The following is a 20,716-nucleotide window of genomic DNA, read 5'->3' as shown; positions in this document are numbered from 1 at the left end:
AAATAGAGGGTTGTGGTTGATATTAGCGGTTAGATTTGTTTTATAGATCGCCAAATATAGTGTCTTAATGATAAACCCCATATTTTATTTTATGTACGAGCGGTAATGCCCATCTGCGGGAATTTTCGACCGAGAACCTTATTTTTGGGCAATTTTTGTCGCATCTAAACCTAAAATCACCTCTATTTCATGATGAATAAACGGAAGGCAGGCATCACCGCATTTATCGTTTTAACGATCGTTGCCATCTTGCATGTCATTGATATATACACTGCGTTATCCATTCCGCAGGATATCCTTGTGATCACCCGCTGGATCACGGTTGCGGCATTCGTTTGGTTTGCCATCGCTAAAAAATCCCTCACCACCTGGATCCTCGTGAGCATGCTGGTGGGCGGAGAACTGGGGCACGACTGGCCGGCCATCGCCGTGAACTTCCAGGTGCTCAGTAAAGTCTTCCTGCAACTGATCAAAACCATCATCGCCCCGCTGCTTTTCGCCACGCTGGTGGTGGGCATCGCCGGGCACTCCGATATTAAACAGGTGGGCCGTATGGGTTGGAAATCACTCGTTTATTTCGAGATCGTTACTACCATCGCCCTGTTCATCGGCCTGGCCGCCATTAACATTTCGCAGGCGGGCGTCGGCGTTCCGCAGCCTCCCGCAGGCCATGAAGTGCTGCCGGCCACCAAACCGCAGAACTGGCAGGATATCATCCTCCACATCTTCCCCGAAAACATCGCCAAATCGATCTATCATGGCGAAATCCTCCCCATCGTGGTGTTCAGCGTCATCTTCGGGATCGCGCTGCTCATGGTGAAAGACAAAATGCGCCAGCCCATGCTGGATTTCTGCGGCAGTCTTTCCGAGACCATGTTCAAATTCACCAACATCGTCATGTACTTCGCGCCGGTGGGCGTGGGTGCGGCCATCGCCTATACCGTGGGCCATGGAGGGCTCGATGTGCTGGGGAACCTTTTGAAACTGCTCCTTACCCTGTATGTGGCGCTCATTGCGTTCGTGCTGCTGGTTTTTGTACCGGTGGCGCTGATCATCGGCCTGCCCATCAAACGGTTCATCAAGGAAATTTCCGAGCCCGTTTCCATCGCCTTTGCCACCACCAGCTCGGAATCCGCCCTGCCGAAAGCCATGGAAGCCATGGAAAGAATGGGCGTTCCGCGGAAGATCATCGCGTTCGTGATGCCGACCGGTTACAGCTTCAACCTCGACGGTTCCACCCTGTACCTGGCCCTGGCGTCGGTGTTCGTGGCCCAGGCGGCCGGCACCCCGCTTACCTGGCCCCAGCAGATCCTCATGGTGTTTACGCTCATGCTCACGAGCAAGGGCGTAGCCGGCGTTCCCCGCGCCACCCTGGTGATCATCCTCGGCACCGTGGCCTCGTTCCACCTGCCCACCTGGCCGGTTTTCCTCATTTTGGGGATCGACGAGCTGATGGACATGGCCCGTACCTCGGTAAACGTGATCGGCAACTGTTTGGCCACCGCCGTGATCGGGAAGTGGGAAGGAGAGGTCGATTTTAAGGAACTCCCGCCTGAAACCAAGGCCTAAGGCCTATTTCAGGAAATATTAACTTCCTCTTGACATATAAAAGATTATTTTTAGCCGCTTAACTATAGTTTTTAAACATTAGCATGGACCAGATCATAGATTTTTTCAAGCACATTCTTAACCCTGAGTGGATTATTGCAAACGGAGGATATTACCTGATTCTCGCGATCATTTTCGCGGAAACGGGCTTGTTTATTGGATTTTTCCTCCCGGGGGATTCCCTGCTTTTTGTTGCCGGTATTTATGCCGAACTGTTGGCCGAAAGCTTTTTCAATATGCCGCTCCTGGTGATGATGACCCTCATCGCGATCATGGGCGTGCTCGGAAATATCGTGGGGTATTGGTTCGGCCGCAAGACCGGGCCCATCCTGTTTAAAAGAAAAGATACCTTCCTGTTCAAGAAAAAACACCTCTGGCAGGCGAAGGAAGTATATGACAAATATGGTGGCGGTGCCATTTTCGTGGCCCGTTTCCTGCCCATCGTCCGCACATTCGCCCCGATCATCGCAGGGATCGTAGGGATGGAACGGAAAAAATTCATGTTCTGGAACATCATCGGCTCGTTCACTTGGGTGTTCTCGCTCATGCTGGCCGGCCACTTCCTCGATAAAGCTTTCCCCACCCTGAAAGACCACCTGGAATGGATCATCGTCATCATCGTGGTGATCACGACGCTGCCGGTGGCGATCAAGCTGATTTTCGGCAAATCGGGCATCCACGCCAATTTCGATGAAGAAGGGCATCCGATCGAAACGCCGGAAAAGCGGGAAGAAATAAAATCATAATAAATTTTGATATTTAGAGAGACGCAATAAATTTGCGTCTCTTTCTTTTTTGTATAAAGTCCACGTATCAACCGAAAATCTTGTCCTTTATGAATTCCGCCAGCAAACCCGTCAAATTGTTGAACGCCGCCGTGATCGTGGCTTCCCTGGGTTACTTCGTCGATATTTACGATCTGTTGCTTTTTGGCATCATCCGTATTAAAAGTCTTACCTCGCTGGGCGTTTCGGCCGACAAAATCGATTCCGTGGGCATGTGGCTGATCAATATCCAGATGATCGGGATGCTGATCGGCGGTATTATCTGGGGCGTGCTGGGCGATAAGCGCGGCCGGCTTTCTGTACTTTTCGGATCGATCCTGCTTTATTCCGTGGCGAATGTTGCCAACGGGATGATAGGGGGAGAAAATGCCATTTTCTGGTATATGGTTTGGCGGTTCATCGCGGGGCTTGGCCTGGCGGGCGAGCTGGGCGCGGGGATCACCCTCGTGTCGGAAGTGCTGCCGAAGGAAAAGCGGGGCATCGGCACGATGATCGTGGCGAGTGTGGGCATCTCCGGGGCCGTGGCGGCTTATTTCGTGTCGGAATATTTCGGCGATAACTGGCGGATCTGCTATTACATCGGCGGTGGCCTGGGCCTGGCGCTCCTCATCCTGCGCATCAGCGTAGTAGAGTCGGGGATGTTCAACAATATCAAACAAAGCAGTGTGAGCCGCGGCAATTATTTCAAATTCTTCACCAGCAAGGAGCGGTTCTTCCGTTACCTGAAATGTATCATGATCGGGCTGCCGACCTGGTACGTGGTGGGCATCCTCATGACGTTCTCCAACGCGTTTGCGGAGAAAATGGGCGTGCAGGGGCCTATCAACCCCGGTAAGGCCATTATGATCTGTTACGCCGCGCTGACGTTCGGCGACCTGGCCAGCGGGTACCTCAGTCAAATCATGCGCAGCCGGAAAAAGGTGCTGTATATTTTTTATACCCTCGTATTGATCAGCGTGGTGCTGTATTTCAACCTGTACGGCGCCAGCGTGCAACTGTTCTACACGGTTTGCGGCGTCATGGGTTTCAGCGTGGGCTTCTGGGCGATTTTCGTAACGGTGGCGGCCGAGCAGTTCGGTACCAACCTCCGCGCCACGGCGGCTACTACGGTACCCAATTACGCGCGGGGCATGCTGCCGGTGATCTCGCTGATGTTCGGCGGTTTGCAGACGGCAGGGCTCAGTTACCTCCAGAGCGGCCTGGCCACGGGTGTGATCTGCATCGTGCTGGCGTTCGGGTTCGCGTATTCCATGGAGGAAACGTTCGGGAAAGACCTGGATTATGTGGAGGAGTAACGGCTATTCGTAGGCGCCAAGGAGTTTATCGAGCAGTTTGTTCAGTTGTGCTACTTCCTTGTCTGTCAACGTGGTTTTGAGGGTTTCTTCCAGTACGAAAATTTTCTCGTCGATTTCTTTCAATAGTTGCAGGCCTTTCTGGGTAATTTTCACATCTACGGCGCGGCGGTCTGCCTCGCAGCTTTTTCTTTCCACGAGGTCGGCTTTGCGGAGCCGTTCCACGAGGCGGGAAACGTCGCTCATTTTATCGAGCATTCTTTCCTTGAGGGTGTTGATGCTGGCGGATTTGGGGTGTTGACCGCGGAGGATGCGCAGGATGTTGAACTGCTGCATGGTGATGTCGTACTCCTTGAAAAAGTTCTGGTGTTTGGAGATGATCCAGTTGCCTACGAAGATGAGGCTGACCAGACCTTTATGGTGTTCACTGGTGAAATTCCTGATAGAGATCAATTTTTCGATATTGGACATATGCGGCAATAATATCTTGCAAATTAACGGATTGGCGGCAAACAGAGATTTCCTCGACCCTGTGGCGGCCCTTTACTATTTTACGAACTCGAGTTTGAGTATGATGCTGACCATTTTATCTACTACCATGCCCCCTGCTTCGGTCAGTTTGTCCCACTGTAAATTATAATCGAACCGGTTGATATACGTAGTGGCTTTGAAAGTGGCTCTTTGCCGGTTGCCTTCGGTGGTGGTGCCGCCGTAGGCGACGTTGAATTTGACGCGGCGGGTGACGTCGCGGATGGTGAGGTCTCCTTCCAGCTGGTATCTGCCTTCGGTGATGCGGCGGAAGGCGGTGCTGCGGAAAGACAGTTTGGGGAATTGTTCTGCATGGAGGAAATCGCTCGATTTGAGATGGTTGTCGCGCTTATCGTCTCCCGTTGTGATGCTGAAAGCGTCTACATCGAATTTGATGGAGGCGTCGGTGAAGTCGGGTTTTGCGGCGGAGATTTCGCCGTCGAATTCCCGGAAGTGGCCTTCCACTTTGGAGATCATGAGATGGGTGACGGAAAAGGACACAGACGATCTTTCGCGGTCCGCTTTCCAGACCGGGCTTTGTGCAATCGAGGCCAACGAAGAGCATAACAGTATGGCAATCAGGAGCCTGCTCATGATATGGTTTTGGGGGCCGGTGATGATTTTAGTTGATATAGCCCGGGCCAAAGGTACGATAATCAATGATATGAACGGGCGGGGCTGAATGGAAAAAGGAAAGCACCTGTTGCCAGGTGCTTTCCGGAAGATATTGCGCCTTGGTTAGGCAGGAGTTTTCATGTTGTCGAGTACGTCCATCACTTCTTTCACGTGTTTGGCGGAAGTGTTGAGGAGTTCTTTTTCGCCCTCGTTCAGGTCCAGTTCGATGATTTTCTCGATACCTTTCTTGCCGAGTACTACGGGCACGCCGAGGTAGATGTCTTTCAGGCCGTATTCGCCGGTGAGCCAAGCGCAAACGGGGAAGATGCGTTTTTCATCTTTCAGGATGGCTTCTACCATTTGAGCTGCAGCTGCGCCGGGAGCGTACCAGGCGGAAGTGCCGAGCAGGTTCACGATTTCGCCGCCGCCTACTTTGGTGCGTTGGATGATCGCTTCCAGTTTATCGTTGGCGATCAGTTCCGTAACGGGGATACCGGCAACGGTGGTGTAGCGGGGGAGGGGCACCATGGTGTCTCCATGACCGCCCATGAGGATGGCCTGGATGTCTTTCGGGGAGCAGCCGAGCTCGTCTGCCAGGAAAGCGCGGTAGCGGGCGGTATCGAGGATACCTGCCATGCCGAACACTTTGGAGCTGTCTTTCTTCGCGGTGAGGAACGCGCAGTACGTCATAACGTCCAGCGGGTTGGAAACCACAACGATGATGGCGTCGGGAGAATGTTTGGCGATATTCTCGGTAACAGATTTAACGATATTGGCGTTGGTGGAAATCAGGTCGTCGCGGCTCATGCCCGGTTTGCGGGGGAGGCCGGAGGTGATCACTACCACGTCGCTGTTGGCGGTTTTAGCATAGTCGTTGGTAACGCCGGTCACTTTGGTGCTGTAGTAATCGATCGGCGCTTGCTGCCAGGTGTCGAGTGCCTTGCCTTCTGCGGTTCCTTCCTTGATGTCCAGCAAAACTACTTCCTGCAGGAAATCTCTGTGGGCCAGCACGTTAGCGCATGTTGCGCCCACATTTCCAGCTCCTACAACAGTTACTTTCATCGTATCTGAATATTTTAAAAAGGTGAAGAATTAATTGGGTAACAAAAATAGGATATCGGAACCGTAATTTCGGAGGAAACTGCTAAAATTTCCCCTTTCGGCGGCCCTTCCGGAAAATTTACAAATGCTTTAACACGGTGTCCAGTTTAACCGTACCTTCGTAATCCGCTTCCAGCTGGCCTTTCCTGTTGTAGAGGTAAACACCGGGAAAGTTGTGCAGGTCATAGTAATATACGATCTGCCGTGTAGGCTCTGCCGCCATGATGATATTGGGGTAATTCCCGATCTTGTATTGGTCGTACCAGGCCTTCATCCTTTCGAGTTTGAAAGGCGTTACCATGAGGATGTTCGATTTTTTGAATTTGTCGATGTTCCGGAGAATGTCTTCCGTCATATGCGCACAATGGTCGCATTCCACGCTGAAGAGGAAAACCATGGTCGGCCTGCCCTTGGGGATGTCGTTCTTGGTGAAAACCTGGCCGGTATAGGCCGTCAGCTGGAAAGGCGCGATGAAATTGTACTGTTTGAAAGGGGGAGCGGGGCGCCCGGTTGTTTTTCATGAGCATGATTATGCCCGGATTGGGCCTTCAACAGGGTCGGGAGGCATAAAAGCACGAATAACCATGTACGCATCTTTATATTTGTTTTATTGTTAAAGTAATCATCCGCACAAGCGGTTCGCCGTCAAATCTATACCGCTTTTGTGGGAAATCCGGCAAGAATTGTTTGTTCATATTCTAAAATTTTTACTTTTGCAATCCTTAATGTAAATTTTTAACTTTAAATCTTTGACCTTTTATGGCTACCACCGCAGATATCAGAACAGGATTAATCATTAAGCTGGATAACAGCTTATATTCTGTTGTAGAGTTTGGTCAGAATAAAACCGCCCGTGCAGCCGCCAAGGTATGGGCCAAATTGAAGGGGGTTGACAATAGCCGTTCTATCGAGCACACCTGGAACTCCGGCGATACCATCTATCCGGTACGTGTGGAGAAAAAAGCATACCAGTTTCTGTACCAGGACGAAAGCGGGTACAATTTCATGGATAAAGAAACTTTTGAGCAGATCGTAGTGAATGAGCAGATGATCGACGCGCCCCAGTTCCTCAAAGACGGGGACGAGGTGGCGATCGCCATTAACACGGAGACCGAACTGCCCATGGCCGTGGAATTGCCCGACAAGATCGTCCTGAAAGTGACCTATTCCGAGCCCGGCATGAAGGGCGATACCGCTACCCGCACCCTGAAGCCTGCTACCGTTGAAGGCGGCGCTACCATCATGGTGCCCCTGTTCGTGAACGAAGGCGAGCTGATCCGCATTAACACCAAAACCGGTGAATACATCGAGCGCGTAAAAGAATAGCCATATACCATCTCATATTCATCATTTTCGCGAACAGCAAAATTACTAAAACCAAAAACTGTCTACATGGACTTTAAACAGATTCAGGAGCTGATTAAAATGATCAACAAGTCAAATATCAGCGAACTGAGCATTGAGCAGGACCAGTTTAAGATTACGATAAAGCAGAAAGAGCAAGAAGTACAGCAGATCGTTACCGTACCGGCCGTAACCGCGGTTCAACCGGTAATAGCGGCTCCCCAGCCCGTAGCCGCCGCCGCTGCACCCGCTGCCGCCGCACCTGCGGCCCCCGCTGGAGCTCCCGCCGCCAGCAACCTCATCACCATCAAATCTCCCATGATCGGTACTTTCTACCGCAGCGCAGGACCGGGCAAACCGTCTTTCGTGAACGTGGGCGACGAAGTGGCATCCGGCAAAGTAGTTTGCATCATCGAAGCCATGAAACTGTTCAATGAAATCGAAAGCGAAGTGAGCGGTAAGATCGTGAAAGTACTGGTGGAGGATGCTTCCCCGGTTGAGTACGACCAGCCGCTGTTCCTTGTAGAACCGTAAATCATTCCATAACGGTTGAAGGTTGTAAGTTTGCTTGCAACCTTTTCCTTTTGCCGTTTTTTATAACACTATTTGCGTAACATGTTCAAAAAGATATTGATCGCCAACCGTGGCGAGATTGCCCTGCGCATCATCCGTACCTGTAAGGAAATGGGGATCAGGACAGTGGCAGTTTATTCAACGGCGGATAAAGACAGCCTTCATGTCCGTTTCGCCGACGAAGCCGTGTGTATCGGAAAGCCGCAAAGCAGCGATTCTTACCTGAATATCCCTCACCTGATGGCTGCTGCCGAGATCACCAACGCAGACGCCATCCATCCCGGTTACGGATTCCTCGCCGAAAACGCCCGCTTCGCAGAGATCTGCGGTGAGCACGGTATCAAGTTCATCGGGCCCACTCCGGAAATGATCCGCAGAATGGGCGACAAGATGACCGCCAAGGAAACCATGATCGCCGCCGGTGTTCCGGTAATCCCCGGTTCCGAAGGCCTCCTCGAAAGCGTGGAAGAAGCCCAGAAACTGGCGAAGGAAATGGGCCTGCCCGTCATCCTCAAAGCCACCGCAGGCGGTGGTGGTAAAGGTATGCGCGTGGTTTGGGACGAAAGTGAAGTGGAGAACGCCTACAACATGGCCAAAAATGAAGCCCGCGCCGCTTTCAGTAACGATGGCATCTACATGGAGAAATTCGTGGAAGAGCCCCGTCACATCGAAATCCAGGTTGCCGGCGACCAATACGGCAAAGTATGCCACCTCTCCGAGCGCGACTGCTCCATCCAGCGCCGTCACCAGAAACTGGTGGAAGAATCTCCCTCACCCTTCATGACGCCCGAACTGCGTGAGAAAATGGGTGAAGCCGCCATCAAAGCAGCTTCCGCCATCAATTACGAAAGCGTAGGCACCATCGAGTTCCTGGTAGACAAGCACCGTAATTTCTACTTCATGGAAATGAATACCCGTATCCAGGTGGAGCACGGCGTAACCGAAGAAGTGATCAATTTCGACCTCATTAAGGAACAGATCAAGATCGCCGCCGGTATCCCCATTTCCGGGAAGAACTATACGCCGCAGATGCACGCCATCGAGTGCCGCATCAACGCGGAAGATCCGCATAACGATTTCCGTCCTTCACCGGGCAAAATCACCGTCCTCCACACTCCCGGAGGCCACGGCGTGCGCGTGGATTCACACATCTACGCCGGTTATGTGATCCCTCCGTACTACGATTCCATGGTAGCCAAGGTGATCGCCGTTGCACAAACCCGCGAAGAAGCCATCAACACGATGGAACGCGCCCTGTCCGAATTCGTGATCGAAGGTGTGAAAACCACCATCCCCTTCCATCAGCAACTCATGCAGGACGAGAACTTCCGTAAAGGCAACTTTACCACCAAGTTCACCGAAACCTTCAAACTGCAATAGTTTTATTTGAAAATATTGCCCAGGGCCGCTCCAGTAGAGCGGCCCTGCTTTTTTAACATCCCTTGCCCCGCCTATGTTTCCCATTTGCATGATCGTCGTTGCCTGGCTTTGGGCCGTTTATCTGCTCATCTTCGTGCGCTGGTTTTACCTGCGCGAGCCGTTTCCCTTCTACAGACCCCGGCAATAAAAAAAGCGGACCGCAAAAGCAGTCCGCATCTGCGTGAGTTGTTTCCCCTTACAGACCCCGGCAATAAAAATTGACCCGCAAAAGTAATCCGCATCTGCGCGAGCCGTTCCCTTTTACAGACCCCGGCAATAAAAAAGCGGACCGCAAAAGCAGTCCGCCAGAATTATTTGTAATGACAGTTTGATTAACACGCAACACTATCGTTGCCAGTGAAATTGCTTGGGCCCGCCAGGGAACTGGCGGCCGCCATAATTCGTTCGATCGGTAATGGAACGAATTTACTCCACCGGGCAACGCACTTTTCCGAAATGGGATGAACCACCGCGAATCCGTTACGAATCAATCACCTGTTATGGTCCGGCTAGTTGAAAGTGACTTATCGGTTCACAACAAGGCTTCGATCGCTTTCACGGCTTCGTCCGTATTGCTGGGCCTCGGTGCAGTGTTGGTCACGAATTTCCCGCTTTTGTCGATGAGGATGAAAGTGGGATATCCGCCTTTGAGGTACTGTTTTTCGAACAATTGCTGCTGCGCCCTGGGCAGATTGTAATGGAATGTGGATTTGCCGTACAACTTCCGGTCTTTGATGAAATTTCTCCAGGACTTTTCCGCGGAATTGTTGGCGAGGTAGATGAACGCCACATCTTTTCCTTCCAGCCGTTTCTTCAGTTCGCCCGCGAATTGCATTTCGTCGCGGCAAGGCGCACACCAGGTGCCCCACACATCGAGGTAAATGACTTTTCCCTTGTAAGGCGCTGTAATGTGGCGATAGACGGCTTCGGTGGTCGTGAGCTGACCGAGGCCCGTGGTATCGCTGAACAGGCCGGTGAGCTGCATCTCCGCATCCATCCTGGCGTCCAGGTCTTTGAAGTATTGCTGGCGCTTTTGAATGGCTTCCCGCACAAAGGGATCTTTCAATGCCGCTAAGCCCCGCTGGAAATCCGCTTCAGGCAAAGGACTGCTGGTGCTGCTGTATTGTGCGGTAATTTCCCGGGCAAGACGCAGTTCCCGCTCAATATCCAATGGTTTCAAAGTGTTGTAAACGGAATCTGCCGCCTGGGGGCGGTTCCATCCGGTCACCAAACTGCCATAGGTGGCCATATCGCGGATAACGACCTGGTAATCACGGGAAAGATAACCAAGCTGCGGGAGCACATTCCGGATGGAATCCACCGTAGCCAGGTAGCCCGGGCTGAACTGCCTTTGCTTCAGCTTATCCAGTTTGTAGAGGTATTGCATCAGCATGTAGTTGGTTTGGCATAACACCCGGGCCTCCAGGTACTGAATGGTCCGCTTTTCCGGTCGGTGCTGTTTGATCCAGGACTGGAGAAACGCCCACTCGGGCAGCAGCTTTTTATGGACGACTTTATCCCGGTAAGCGAGGTCGGGCAGATTTTCGTCGCTCCAGGAATGATAACTGTTGTCGAACCAGCCGTCATAGGCGTTGTTGAATGCCAGGATTTCCATGTGCAGGCGGCTGTTGGTGCCCTGGAAGCGGGTGGAGAACTTCCGGTTGAAAAAGGAAGGATCCTCCCAATTCAAATCATTATATTCGGAAGGGTCTGCCGTATAGTAAATGGTTTCGCCGGGGACGCCGATGGTACGTTGCCAGGTTACGCCCCAGTCGAGAAAAATATCGCAAGGCGCCTGCGCCGGTACTTTTATTGAGAACTGTCCGTTCGCATCGATCGCCGCCTTAAATTCCATTTGCCGGGTGCTGAGGAAATCGTATACCGAAACGCTGAATTCATCCCCCTTTTTCGGTTGGTAATTCAAGTATTTACCGATAATGGTAATGGAATCGTTACCAAGCCGAAGCGGGCCAAACCCTTCCTGCAGCGAAGCGGAAGAAATTTTCGCGGGTTTTTCGTGCTGGGCGTAGGTAGCAAACCCCAGCAGCAGCGCGGTTAACGTGAAAGCAAATCGGATCATCCGGGATAATATTTCTTCCAAACTACGAAAAGTTCGTAGAATCGCAAATTCAGGCCGGAAAAGTTTGTTACTTGGAAAGTTGATATTGGTGTACTATTCACTGGAACCGCTCCACATACACGAGCCGGTTGCCGAAAGGGTCGTGCAGGGTAACTTCCCAGGCACCGTAGAACGCCTCCTCCAGCCCGGGATGGTTGTATTTATACCGCTTCTCCGTCAGTTCGGCATGAAGCTCCCGCACGCCCTGCGTTTCGATGAACACCTTCGCGCCGGGACACGCATCGCCATGATGTTCCGAAAGATGCAGGGTAACATCGCCCCGCGTAACCTGCATATAAACCGGCGCATCCGCGTCGAACCGGTGCTCCCAGTCTATCAGTGAACCCCAGCCAGTCGATATAAAACTCCCGCATTTTGGCGAGGTCGAAGATGCGCAGAACGGGTATTACTTTCGTTTGCATGTCGGAAAGTTTGATGCCCGGTAAATGTAAGCCTAAAAACAACAAGGCCATCCTTTCGGACGGCCTGTCGCATTAAACCTTAAAACGTTCTCAGACGAATTGATTGACACTAAATTGCTGTCCTGAACCGTGGACGGGCAGTTTATAATTTTTCGGCTGCGGGAGTGGCTGCTTTCCTTTTCATCATGCCTTCCTTTGCGCATACCGGATCTGTGTTGCATTCTTTCTTTTTCACGCCATTCTTTGTATTGGGTGAATTTTTCGTCGCCGAGGGCGAGTTTCACTTTCTCGAGGCGTTCGTTGTGGAGGGATTTGATTTTGTCCCTGCGCTCGGTTTTGTCGGCATCTTTAAGGGCCATGGCTTTGTCCATGTATTCCTTGTTGATGGCTTTCAGGTCGGCGCCTTGTTTTTCGCTGAGGCCCAGCGCTTTTACGGCTTCCTGGCTGCGATCGTGATGGCGGCGGGCCATTTTACCGTCTTTGCCTTCCTGGCCGAACTTTCCGTCTTTCCCGAATTTGCCATGATGGCGGCCTTTACGGTCGGCAAGGAGTTTTTGGTTATTCTCCCATTTGGCGAACTGTTCTTTGTCAAGTACGGTTTTGATCTGGTCCTGGCGGGTGGTGCGCAGGGCGTCGGATTTGGATTTACGGTCTTCCTTGCTGAGCGATTGATTGCTTCGCAGGTCCTTCAATCCGTCCATATACGATTTGTTGATATCACGGATTTTTGTGGTCTGCTGTTCAGTGAGTTTCAGGTCTGCTTTGGCGGCAGGCTTCTCCTGGGCATTGGCCAGGGAAACGCTTCCGGTCAGTAGCACCATCCATACAATTTGTTTCATCATGGCGATTAATTTCTTACATAGACCGTTGTAAAGAACACAGGTTTAACCGCGCACTCATAAAAGTTTGTTAATGGCCGCGTGGAGGTTCTCCGTATGCCGGGGCCAGGGTGCGCGGCCGGTCACCAGTTTGCCATCCCGGTCGATGAGCAGAAAACTCGGGAAAGTCCGTAATTGGTATCCTTTCTCGAACATCGCCTGCATGGTTTCCGGCATCCGGTAATGCACCACGTTGGCGCCCGTGATCCCGTGCAGTTTGATGGCATTCTTCCAGGCTGTTTCGGGCGTATGGTTGGCGAGGTATATGAATACGACGTCCTTTTCGGCATATTGCTTTTTAATGGCGGGCATGTACTGGAACATTTCGATGCAAGGGCCGCACCAGGTGCCCCATACATCGAGATAGATCACTTTGCCGCGATATGGCGAAGTGATGTGCTGGAAAATCTCTTCTGCCGATTTGAGGTGGGGGAATTCGGTGATAAGCCGGGTGCCGGCAAGCAGCTTTTCATTGGCCTCGATAGCCTTCTGCGCCTCGTTCCGCTCCGTGACCTTCTGCAAAAGGAACGGCTCTTTTACCTGCGATCGCAGTGTTGAAAGTGCGGTTTCGTCCAGCGTTTTTCCTGCCTTGAAAGCCTGCGAGGCGAGCCATGTGGTGGTTAAATCGTATTCGATGGGATGGCGGACCCACGCGCGGTAAGCAGAATCGGGGTCCAGCTTCAGTTTTCTGGCGTGCGATTGGCTGTGGCCGCGGATGTCGCGCAGCACTACGATGTAGTTGCGGGTCAGGTAAGGGGCTCCGTGGCGGAGGGAGGCGATCGTGTCGGTGGTCGTGAAATATGCGGGAAAAACCGCCTGTTTATCTGACCGTGCGATCGAATAATAACTTTGCGTGAGCGCATACGCGGCATCATACCGGATGTTAGCTTCAATGTATTGCCGGGTGCGGCTTTCCAGCTTGCGCGACTTTGCGTAGCTGCTGAAATCCTTCATATTTCCCCGGAAAATCCCGGCCATGGTATCCAGGTAAGCCTGTGTGGAAGGGAATTGCGGTTCCCAGGTTCCATCGGGATAGTCGGGCAATACAAGCCTGGCCTGGTGCCTGTGCCAGGCGAGGATCTCGTTGTGCATTTTCGCATGTGTGCCTTTATATTGCGCGGCAGACCATTTTCCGAGCCAGGCCACACTTTTCCGGTAAGAGCCGCCGATGCTGTCGGGCACCTGGTAGTTGTTCATATCGGCCTGGAGGTAAACCGTTTCACCCGGAATGCCCAGATTGACTTCATACAACCGGTCATAATCGATAAATAACTGTGTTTCCACCGGCAGAGGGAACCGGATCCGGAATTTGCCAGCCTCGTCGATAGGGGCGGAAAAGGTCACCTCACGGGCGGTGACCCAATCCTGGTAAGAAACTTTGAAATACGACCCCGGCGAAAACCGGAAGTTTTTATACGTGCCGATAATGGTGATGGAATCTTCCCGGAACCGTAAAGGCCCAAAAGCCGCGGTATCCGTTCCGGCAGGCTGCGCATAACCCTGAAACCCGCATCCGATCAGCCAAATCGCAAAAAGGAATTTATTCATACAGGTGGAATTTCATCCAATTTACACCTTTCTACGAAATTATCGTAGATTGTTACGAAAATTTCGTAGTTTTATTTTCCGGAGGATTTGAGTGGATGTATTTCCTTATAAAAGTTTATCGATGGCTTCGTACAGCGCATCCGGGGCCCAGGGCCAGGGCGCCTGTTTGGTGACCAGTTTTCCTGTTTTGTCGATGAGTAAATAGCTGGGATATCCGCCCGAAAGGTATTGTCTTTCAAAAGCTTGCTGCATCATATCCGGCATGCGGTAGTGGACGACGCTGGTACCGGTGATATGGTACTGCCTGATCGCGTTTTTCCACGCGGCTTCCGGGGAATGATTGGCGAGGTACAGGAAAACGACGTCTTTATCCTCGTACTTCTTTTTGATATCGGGCATGAAGCCCATCATTTTGCGGCAGGGAGCGCACCAGGTGCCCCAGATATCGAGGTAGATCACTTTGCCTTTGTACGGCTCGGTGATATGCCTGAAAATCTCTTCCGCCGTTTTCAGGTCGGGGAATTCGGTGACGAAGCGCGTACCGGCCACCAGCGCATCGTTGGCATTGAGGGCTTTGAGCGAATCGTTTTGACGGTACAGCCGGTTCAGCAGGAAAGTATCGGTTACTTTCCTACGCACATCCGCCAGCATGCTGTCGCTGTAAACCTGGCCCTGGCTGAATTTTCCGGACACTTTCCAGGCATCCGTCAGGATTTTTTCTATCGGATGCCGGTACCGTTCTTCGTACAGCGAATCGGCTTTCAGGTTCAGCGCCCAGGCTTTGGATTCGGTATGGCTGCGGATGTTGTCGATCACGACCAGGTAATCGTCAGACAGGTAGCCGGTGCCGAAGCGCTGGCTGGCGATGGTATCGATGGTTTCAAAAAACGAATTATCGGTTTTGTATTTGTCTTTGCCGGGCATCATGAAATACTGCTGCGTCAGCCGCGACCCGATGTCGTACCGGATGCGGGCTTCAATGAATTGCCGGGTGCGGGTTTCGAGCTTGTGCTTTTGGGCATACGCTTCGAAATAACGCATTTTGACGCGGTACAGTCCGGCCATGGTATCAGCATATTCCGCCATGCTTTTGAATTGTTTCCCCCAATCAAAATCCCCGTAATTCGGCAGCCGCAGCAGCTTCGAAACCTGGAAATAGCGGTGGATCTCGTTGTGCATCCGGGCGTTTTGTCCTTCGTAACGCACGGCGGGCTTATCTGCCCGCGCCACGATGCCTGCTGAATCTTCCGGGGCTTTTTCGGAAAAGGATTTCGCATCGGCGAAGAGGTATATCGTTTCGCCGGGTATGCCTACAGTGCCCAGGTAAGCACGTCCCCAATCGAGGAGGATGGAGCTTTCCGCCGGAAGGGGGAACGTGAGCCTGAATTTCCCGGAAGCGCTGATCGGCGTGGAATAGGTAACCTGTTCCCTGGTGATCCAGTTCGTATAGATAACGGTGAACGGCTGGCCGGATGTAAAGTTTTTGTATTCGCCGATAATGGTGACAGAATCCTCGCGGAAGCGGAGCGGCCCGAAGGGCGGCGGCTCTTTTCGGGATTGGATTTTCATCGATTTGTCTGACTGCTGGGAGAAAAGGGATAGGGGCAGGCAAACGAGTAGCAACAGGTGCAGGGTTCTTATCATACGGGTTTGCGAATTTTATCCAATATAATCATTCATACGAGGATTTCGGAAGGATTTTACGTTGGATGGCATTCCCTGAAAAAGATAAACCCCCGGTGAATACCGGGGGCCATCATACACCAAAACAATCTTACGGTTTTTATCGCAAGAAAAGCAGCTCTCTGTATTTGGGAAGACCCCAAATCTTGTCATCCACCAGGAACTCCAGTTTGTCGGAGTGGTAACGGATGGTGTCGAAGAACGGTTCCTTGATCTTTTCGCAGTAGTCGATGGCTTTCTGACGGCTGTCTTCGAGCTTGTTGGCTACTTTGCGTGCTTCGATCATGGCCTGCACGTTTTCGCTGATGACATTGATGTGTTCAGATATCTTGGTCGCGATCTGGCGTTGCGCTTTGGAAGCGTCGTCGCCGAAACCTGCGTCTTTCAGTCCTTTGATGTTGTTCAGCAGCGTGTTCTGATAATTCACGGCTGCGGGGAGGATGTGGTTGGTGGCGAGGTCACCGATCACGCGGGCTTCGATCTGCACTTTCTTCACGTAATCTTCCAGGAGGATTTCATGACGAGCGTGGAGTTCTTTCTCGTTGTAAACGCCCATTTCGGTGAAGAGTTTGGTCGCTTTCGGAGTTACGAATGCATCGAGGGCTTTCGGCGTGGTTTTTACGTTGGCGAGGCCACGTTTTTCCGCTTCTTTTGCCCAGTCTTCGCTGTAACCGTCGCCTTCGAAGAGGATCTTCTCGGAATCAACGATGTATTTGCGGAGGGTTTGCATGATGGCGATCTCTTTCTTTTCGCCTTTTTCGATCAGCGCGTCAACTTCCTTCTTGAATTCGGTCAGTGTTTTCGCCATGATGGTGTTGAGAACGGTCATAGCGGAAGCGCAGTTGGCGGTGGAACCTACGGCGCGGAACTCGAATTTGTTACCGGTGAACGCGAACGGAGAGGTACGGTTACGGTCGGTGTTGTCGAGCATTAGCTCAGGGATGTGACGGTGAAGGTCCAGTTTGAGGATGGCTTCGTCCTGCTCGTCGAACTTGTTGTTCACGCGGGATTTAACTTCCTGCAGTACTTCGAAGAGGTATTTACCGGTGAAAACGGAGATGATGGCCGGGGGAGCTTCGTTGGCGCCCAGGCGGAAGTCGTTGCTCGGAGTGGCGATGGAAGCGCGGAGCAGATCGGCGTAGTCATGAACCGCTTTGATGGTGTTCACGAAGAACGTGAGGAACATCAGGTTGGTTTTCGGCGTTTTGCCGGGAGCCAGCAGGTTCACGCCGGTGTCTGTAGCGAGCGACCAGTTATTGTGCTTACCGGAGCCGTTGATGCCTGCGAAGGGTTTTTCGTGGAAGAGCACTTTCAGTTTATGGCGTTTGGCCACTTTGCTCATCACGTCCATCAGCAGGGAGTTATGGTCTACTGCGATGTTCACTTCTTCGAAGATGGGAGCGCACTCGAACTGTGCGGGCGCCACTTCGTTGTGACGGGTACGCAGGGGGATGCCCAGTTTGTAGGATTCTTCTTCGAAATCGCGCATGTAAGCGTATACACGCTCGGGGATGGCGCCGAAGTAGTGATCTTCCAGCTGCTGGCCTTTAGCGGGCGCGTGGCCTACTACGGTGCGGCCGGTGAGCAGCAGGTCGGGACGGGCGTTGGCCAGACCTTCGTCGATCATGAAATATTCCTGTTCCCAGCCGAGGGTGGCGGTAACTTTGGTAACGTTTTTATCGAAGTAGTTGCACACGTCTACCGCAGCTTTATCGAGGGTAGAGAGGGCTTTCAGCAGGGGCGCTTTGTAATCCAGCGATTCGCCGGTGTACGCTACGAAGATGGTGGGGATGCAGAGGGTCTTGCCGGTGCCTTGCTCGATGATGAAGGCGGGGGAAGAGGGGTCCCAGGCAGTGTAGCCACGTGCTTCGAAGGTGGCGCGGATGCCGCCGTTGGGGAAGCTGGAAGCGTCGGGCTCCTGTTGAACGAGGGCGTCTCCGTCGAAAGTTTCGATGGAAGAACCGTCGCCTTTAATAGTAAAGAAGGAGTCGTGTTTTTCGGCAGTAGTGCCGGTCAGCGGCTGGAACCAGTGCGTATAGTGGGTTACGCCTTTCTTCATAGCCCAGGATTTCAGGCCGGAAGCGATCTGTTCTGCCATTTTGCGTTCGATCTTATTGCCGCCCTTGATGGAATTCATCAGGCTTTTATAAGCCTCGTCGCTGAGGTGTTCGCGCATGGCTTTACCCGTGAACACGTTGCTGCCGAACACGTCGGTAATTTTGCCATTCAGCTCAGGCTTTACTTTGAAGTCAACGCCGGTCAGATTTTCCAGCGCTTGAAAGCGTAACGATTGCATGATGTGAAAAATTTTATACAAAAAAACGCCAGTTTGGTTTAAAATGCAAGCAAATCGACAGAATGTTACCAAAAAATTGCATTTCACCGGAAAAAACAGGTGTTTTTTAAAATTCGGCCAAATATTCGGAGGCTTGAGCCCTTCAAACTGATATATTAAAAAATTTGTAATTCGTATTAAGGGCTTTCGTGTTCCGTCTTGTCAATTGATAGAAATCTATGTAGTTTTGCATCTTCTTTTATAAACCTTCTCAATTCATGCAAACGACCACAGTTGAAACCGCCGAACAGTTAGGACTGACAGCAGACGAATTTGAACGCATAAAATCCATCCTGGGCCGTACCCCCAACTTCACCGAACTGAGCATGTACTCGGTGATGTGGAGCGAGCACTGCAGCTATAAGAACTCCATCGTGTGGCTGAAAAGTCTGCCCCGGGAAGGCGGTAGGCTGCTCGTGAAAGCTGGTGAGGAAAACGCCGGCCTGGTAGATATCGGCGACGGCTGGGCCTGCGTATTCAAAATTGAATCGCACAACCACCCCTCGGCCCTCGAGCCCTTCCAGGGCGCAGCCACCGGGGTAGGAGGTATCCACCGCGATATTTTCACCATGGGCGCCCGCCCCATCGCGGCCCTCAACTCCCTGCGCTTCGGCAATATCAACGATAAAAAGAACCAGCACCTCCTCAAAGGCGTGGTACACGGCATCGGCCATTACGGCAACTGCTTCGGCGTACCTACCGTGGGCGGTGAAGTATATTTTGAAGACTGCTACGGCACCAACCCCCTCGTGAACGCCATGAGCGTGGGCGTACTGAAAGTAGGTACCATGGTTTCCGCCACCTCCCACGGCGCCGGCAACCCCGTATTCATCGTAGGCTCCGCCACCGGTAAAGACGGCATCGGCGGCGCTTCCTTCGCTTCCGCAGACATCACCGAAGAATCCGCCAAAGATCTCCCCGCCGTTCAGGTAGGAGACCCCTTCCAGGAAAAGAAACTCCTCGAAGCCTGCCTCGAGCTCGTGCCCACCGGCGCACTCGTTGGTATGCAAGACATGGGCGCAGCAGGCATCACCTGCTCCACCGCCGAAATGTCTGCCAAAGGCGAACACGGCATGATCATTCACCTCGACAAGGTGCCCACCCGCCAGGCTAACATGAAAGGCTGGGAAATGCTCCTGTCCGAAAGCCAGGAACGCATGCTCATCGTGGTACACAAAGGCCGCGAGAAAGAAGTCCTCGATATCTTCGAGAAATGGGACCTCCACTGCGTACAGATCGGCGAAGTGACCAAGGAGCCCATCCTCCGTTTCTACATGAACGGCGAACTCGAAGCCGAAGTGCCCGCAGAAAGCCTCGTGCTCGGCGGCGGCGCCCCCCAGTACCACCGCGCTTACGTGGAGCCCAAATACTTCGAGAAAGTTAAACAGTTCGATATCCAGAACGTTCCCGACATCGCCGATGCGAAGAAAGTAGCCGAGAAGATCGCGCAGCTTCCCAACATCGCGTCCAAGCGTTGGGTATATACGCAGTACGACAGCATGGTAGGTACCGCCAACGCCAGCACCAACGCCCCTTCAGACGCGTCTATCGTTGCCGTGAAAGGTTCGAAGAAAGCGCTCGCCGTTACCACCGACTGTAACTCCCGCTACGTACACGCCGATCCCCACACCGGCGGCCAGATCGCAGTGGCGGAAGCTGCCCGCAACATCGTTTGCTCCGGCGGTGAGCCCGTTGCCATCACCAACTGCCTCAACTTCGGTAATCCTTACGATCCGGAAGTATACTACCAGTTCGTACACGCCATCCAGGGTATGGGCGAAGCCTGCCGCAAGTTCAACACCCCCGTTACCGGCGGTAACGTGAGCTTCTACAACCAAAGCCCCGACGGCCCCGTGTACCCCACGCCCACCATCGGTATGCTCGGCGTGCTCGACACCATGGACCAGCGCATTACCCTCGATTTCAAAAACAACGGCGACCTCATCTACCTCGTAGGCCGCAGCTACAACGATATCAGCAGCTCCGAATACCTCCACAAGCTCGTAGGCGTGGAATTCAGCCCTGCCCCGCACTTTAACATGGAAGAAGAACACCGCCTCCAGCAAACCATCACCAAGCTCAACGGCGCCGGCCTGATCCAGTCCGCGCACGACGTGAGCGAAGGCGGCCTCTTCATCACCCTCCTGGAAAGCGCCATGGCAGGTAAATCCGGCTTCGACGTTCACACCAATAAAAAATTCCGCAAAGATGCCTTCCTCTTCGGCGAAGCGCAATCCCGCGTGGTTGTGACCATAAACCCGGCAGACAAGGAGAAATTCGAATCGCTGCTCCACGGCCTGGTAGACGCCTCCGCCACTTCCGTTCGCTTCGAACTGCTCGGTACCGTCAAAGGTGACAGCATGATCATCGACGGCGAAAACTGGGGCAACACCGCCGACTGGAAAATGAAATACGACACCGCGCTCGAAAGCCACCTGTAATTTCAACCTTACATAATAGCGAAGG

The 20,716-nt window shown here is 52.6% G+C and carries 17 protein-coding genes; 7 read left to right on the top strand and 10 right to left on the bottom strand.

Annotation, left to right across the window (positions count from 1 at the left end):
* The first annotated feature begins 189 nt into the window (after positions 1 to 189).
* The 3 genes from WJU22_RS26250 (at position 190) to WJU22_RS26240 (ending at position 3,688) form a co-directional block, all read left to right on the top strand.
* Positions 190 to 1,569, top strand: a complete 1,380-nt coding sequence (locus WJU22_RS26250) for a dicarboxylate/amino acid:cation symporter (protein WP_341841113.1) — start codon at positions 190 to 192, stop codon at positions 1,567 to 1,569.
* 83 nt (positions 1,570 to 1,652) lie between these two features.
* Positions 1,653 to 2,354, top strand: coding sequence for a DedA family protein (locus WJU22_RS26245; protein ID WP_341841112.1), 702 nt, complete (start codon positions 1,653 to 1,655; stop codon positions 2,352 to 2,354).
* An 89-nt stretch (positions 2,355 to 2,443) separates the two neighbouring features.
* Complete coding sequence (locus WJU22_RS26240; RefSeq protein WP_341841111.1) at positions 2,444 to 3,688, top strand: MFS transporter; 1,245 nt, start codon at positions 2,444 to 2,446, stop codon at positions 3,686 to 3,688.
* 3 nt (positions 3,689 to 3,691) lie between these two features.
* Here WJU22_RS26240 and WJU22_RS26235 read toward each other — a convergent pair whose 3' ends face one another.
* The 4 genes from WJU22_RS26235 to WJU22_RS26220 all read right to left on the bottom strand — a co-directional run bounded on the left by WJU22_RS26235 (position 3,692) and on the right by WJU22_RS26220 (position 6,347).
* Entirely contained in the window at positions 3,692 to 4,156 is a 465-nt protein-coding gene (locus WJU22_RS26235; RefSeq protein WP_126246806.1) for a MarR family winged helix-turn-helix transcriptional regulator, read from the bottom strand.
* 75 nt (positions 4,157 to 4,231) lie between these two features.
* Positions 4,232 to 4,807 (bottom strand): YceI family protein, encoded by a 576-nt coding sequence (locus WJU22_RS26230; protein WP_341841110.1) that lies wholly within the window; start codon positions 4,805 to 4,807, stop codon positions 4,232 to 4,234.
* A gap of 144 nt (positions 4,808 to 4,951) precedes the next feature.
* Positions 4,952 to 5,890, bottom strand: a complete 939-nt coding sequence (gene mdh, locus WJU22_RS26225) for a malate dehydrogenase (RefSeq protein WP_126246808.1) — start codon at positions 5,888 to 5,890, stop codon at positions 4,952 to 4,954.
* A gap of 118 nt (positions 5,891 to 6,008) precedes the next feature.
* Positions 6,009 to 6,347 (bottom strand): hypothetical protein, encoded by a 339-nt coding sequence (locus WJU22_RS26220; protein ID WP_341843798.1) that lies wholly within the window; start codon positions 6,345 to 6,347, stop codon positions 6,009 to 6,011.
* Positions 6,348 to 6,688: 341 nt separating this feature from the next.
* Here WJU22_RS26220 and efp point away from each other — a divergent pair, with 341 nt between their 5' ends.
* From efp to accC, 3 genes are all read left to right on the top strand, one after another.
* Entirely contained in the window at positions 6,689 to 7,255 is a 567-nt protein-coding gene (gene efp, locus WJU22_RS26215) for an elongation factor P (RefSeq protein WP_126246810.1), read from the top strand.
* 66 nt (positions 7,256 to 7,321) lie between these two features.
* Entirely contained in the window at positions 7,322 to 7,807 is a 486-nt protein-coding gene (accB, locus tag WJU22_RS26210) for an acetyl-CoA carboxylase biotin carboxyl carrier protein (RefSeq protein WP_341841109.1), read from the top strand.
* 81 nt (positions 7,808 to 7,888) lie between these two features.
* Positions 7,889 to 9,226, top strand: a complete 1,338-nt coding sequence (accC, locus tag WJU22_RS26205; RefSeq protein WP_341841108.1) for an acetyl-CoA carboxylase biotin carboxylase subunit — start codon at positions 7,889 to 7,891, stop codon at positions 9,224 to 9,226.
* Positions 9,227 to 9,797: 571 nt separating this feature from the next.
* Here accC and WJU22_RS26200 read toward each other — a convergent pair.
* The 6 genes from WJU22_RS26200 to WJU22_RS26175 all read right to left on the bottom strand — a co-directional run bounded on the left by WJU22_RS26200 (position 9,798) and on the right by WJU22_RS26175 (position 18,211).
* Positions 9,798 to 11,345 carry a TlpA disulfide reductase family protein gene (locus tag WJU22_RS26200; RefSeq protein WP_341841107.1) on the bottom strand — a complete coding sequence of 516 codons (1,548 nt, stop codon included), beginning with the start codon at positions 11,343 to 11,345 and terminating at the stop codon, positions 9,798 to 9,800.
* Between the two features lie 97 nt (positions 11,346 to 11,442).
* Complete coding sequence (locus tag WJU22_RS26195; protein ID WP_341843797.1) at positions 11,443 to 11,721, bottom strand: glyoxalase superfamily protein; 279 nt, start codon at positions 11,719 to 11,721, stop codon at positions 11,443 to 11,445.
* A gap of 117 nt (positions 11,722 to 11,838) precedes the next feature.
* A complete protein-coding gene (locus WJU22_RS26190) occupies positions 11,839 to 12,648 on the bottom strand; it encodes a hypothetical protein (RefSeq protein ID WP_341841106.1) in 810 nt (269 codons plus the stop codon).
* A 54-nt stretch (positions 12,649 to 12,702) separates the two neighbouring features.
* Positions 12,703 to 14,232 carry a TlpA disulfide reductase family protein gene (locus WJU22_RS26185; protein WP_341841105.1) on the bottom strand — a complete coding sequence of 510 codons (1,530 nt, stop codon included), beginning with the start codon at positions 14,230 to 14,232 and terminating at the stop codon, positions 12,703 to 12,705.
* 105 nt (positions 14,233 to 14,337) lie between these two features.
* Complete coding sequence (locus WJU22_RS26180) at positions 14,338 to 15,876, bottom strand: TlpA disulfide reductase family protein (protein WP_341841104.1); 1,539 nt, start codon at positions 15,874 to 15,876, stop codon at positions 14,338 to 14,340.
* A gap of 139 nt (positions 15,877 to 16,015) precedes the next feature.
* Positions 16,016 to 18,211, bottom strand: a complete 2,196-nt coding sequence (locus WJU22_RS26175; RefSeq protein WP_341841103.1) for a glutamine synthetase III — start codon at positions 18,209 to 18,211, stop codon at positions 16,016 to 16,018.
* A gap of 257 nt (positions 18,212 to 18,468) precedes the next feature.
* Here WJU22_RS26175 and purL point away from each other — a divergent pair, with 257 nt between their 5' ends.
* Positions 18,469 to 20,691, top strand: coding sequence for a phosphoribosylformylglycinamidine synthase subunit PurL (gene purL, locus WJU22_RS26170; RefSeq protein ID WP_341841102.1), 2,223 nt, complete (start codon positions 18,469 to 18,471; stop codon positions 20,689 to 20,691).
* Positions 20,692 to 20,716: the final 25 nt, after the last annotated feature.

This window comes from Chitinophaga caseinilytica (assembly GCF_038396765.1).
GTDB classification, from domain to species: domain Bacteria; phylum Bacteroidota; class Bacteroidia; order Chitinophagales; family Chitinophagaceae; genus Chitinophaga; species Chitinophaga caseinilytica.
The sequence above is the reverse complement of the archived record's forward strand: the minus strand, read 5'-3'. Positions and strand labels throughout refer to the sequence as shown.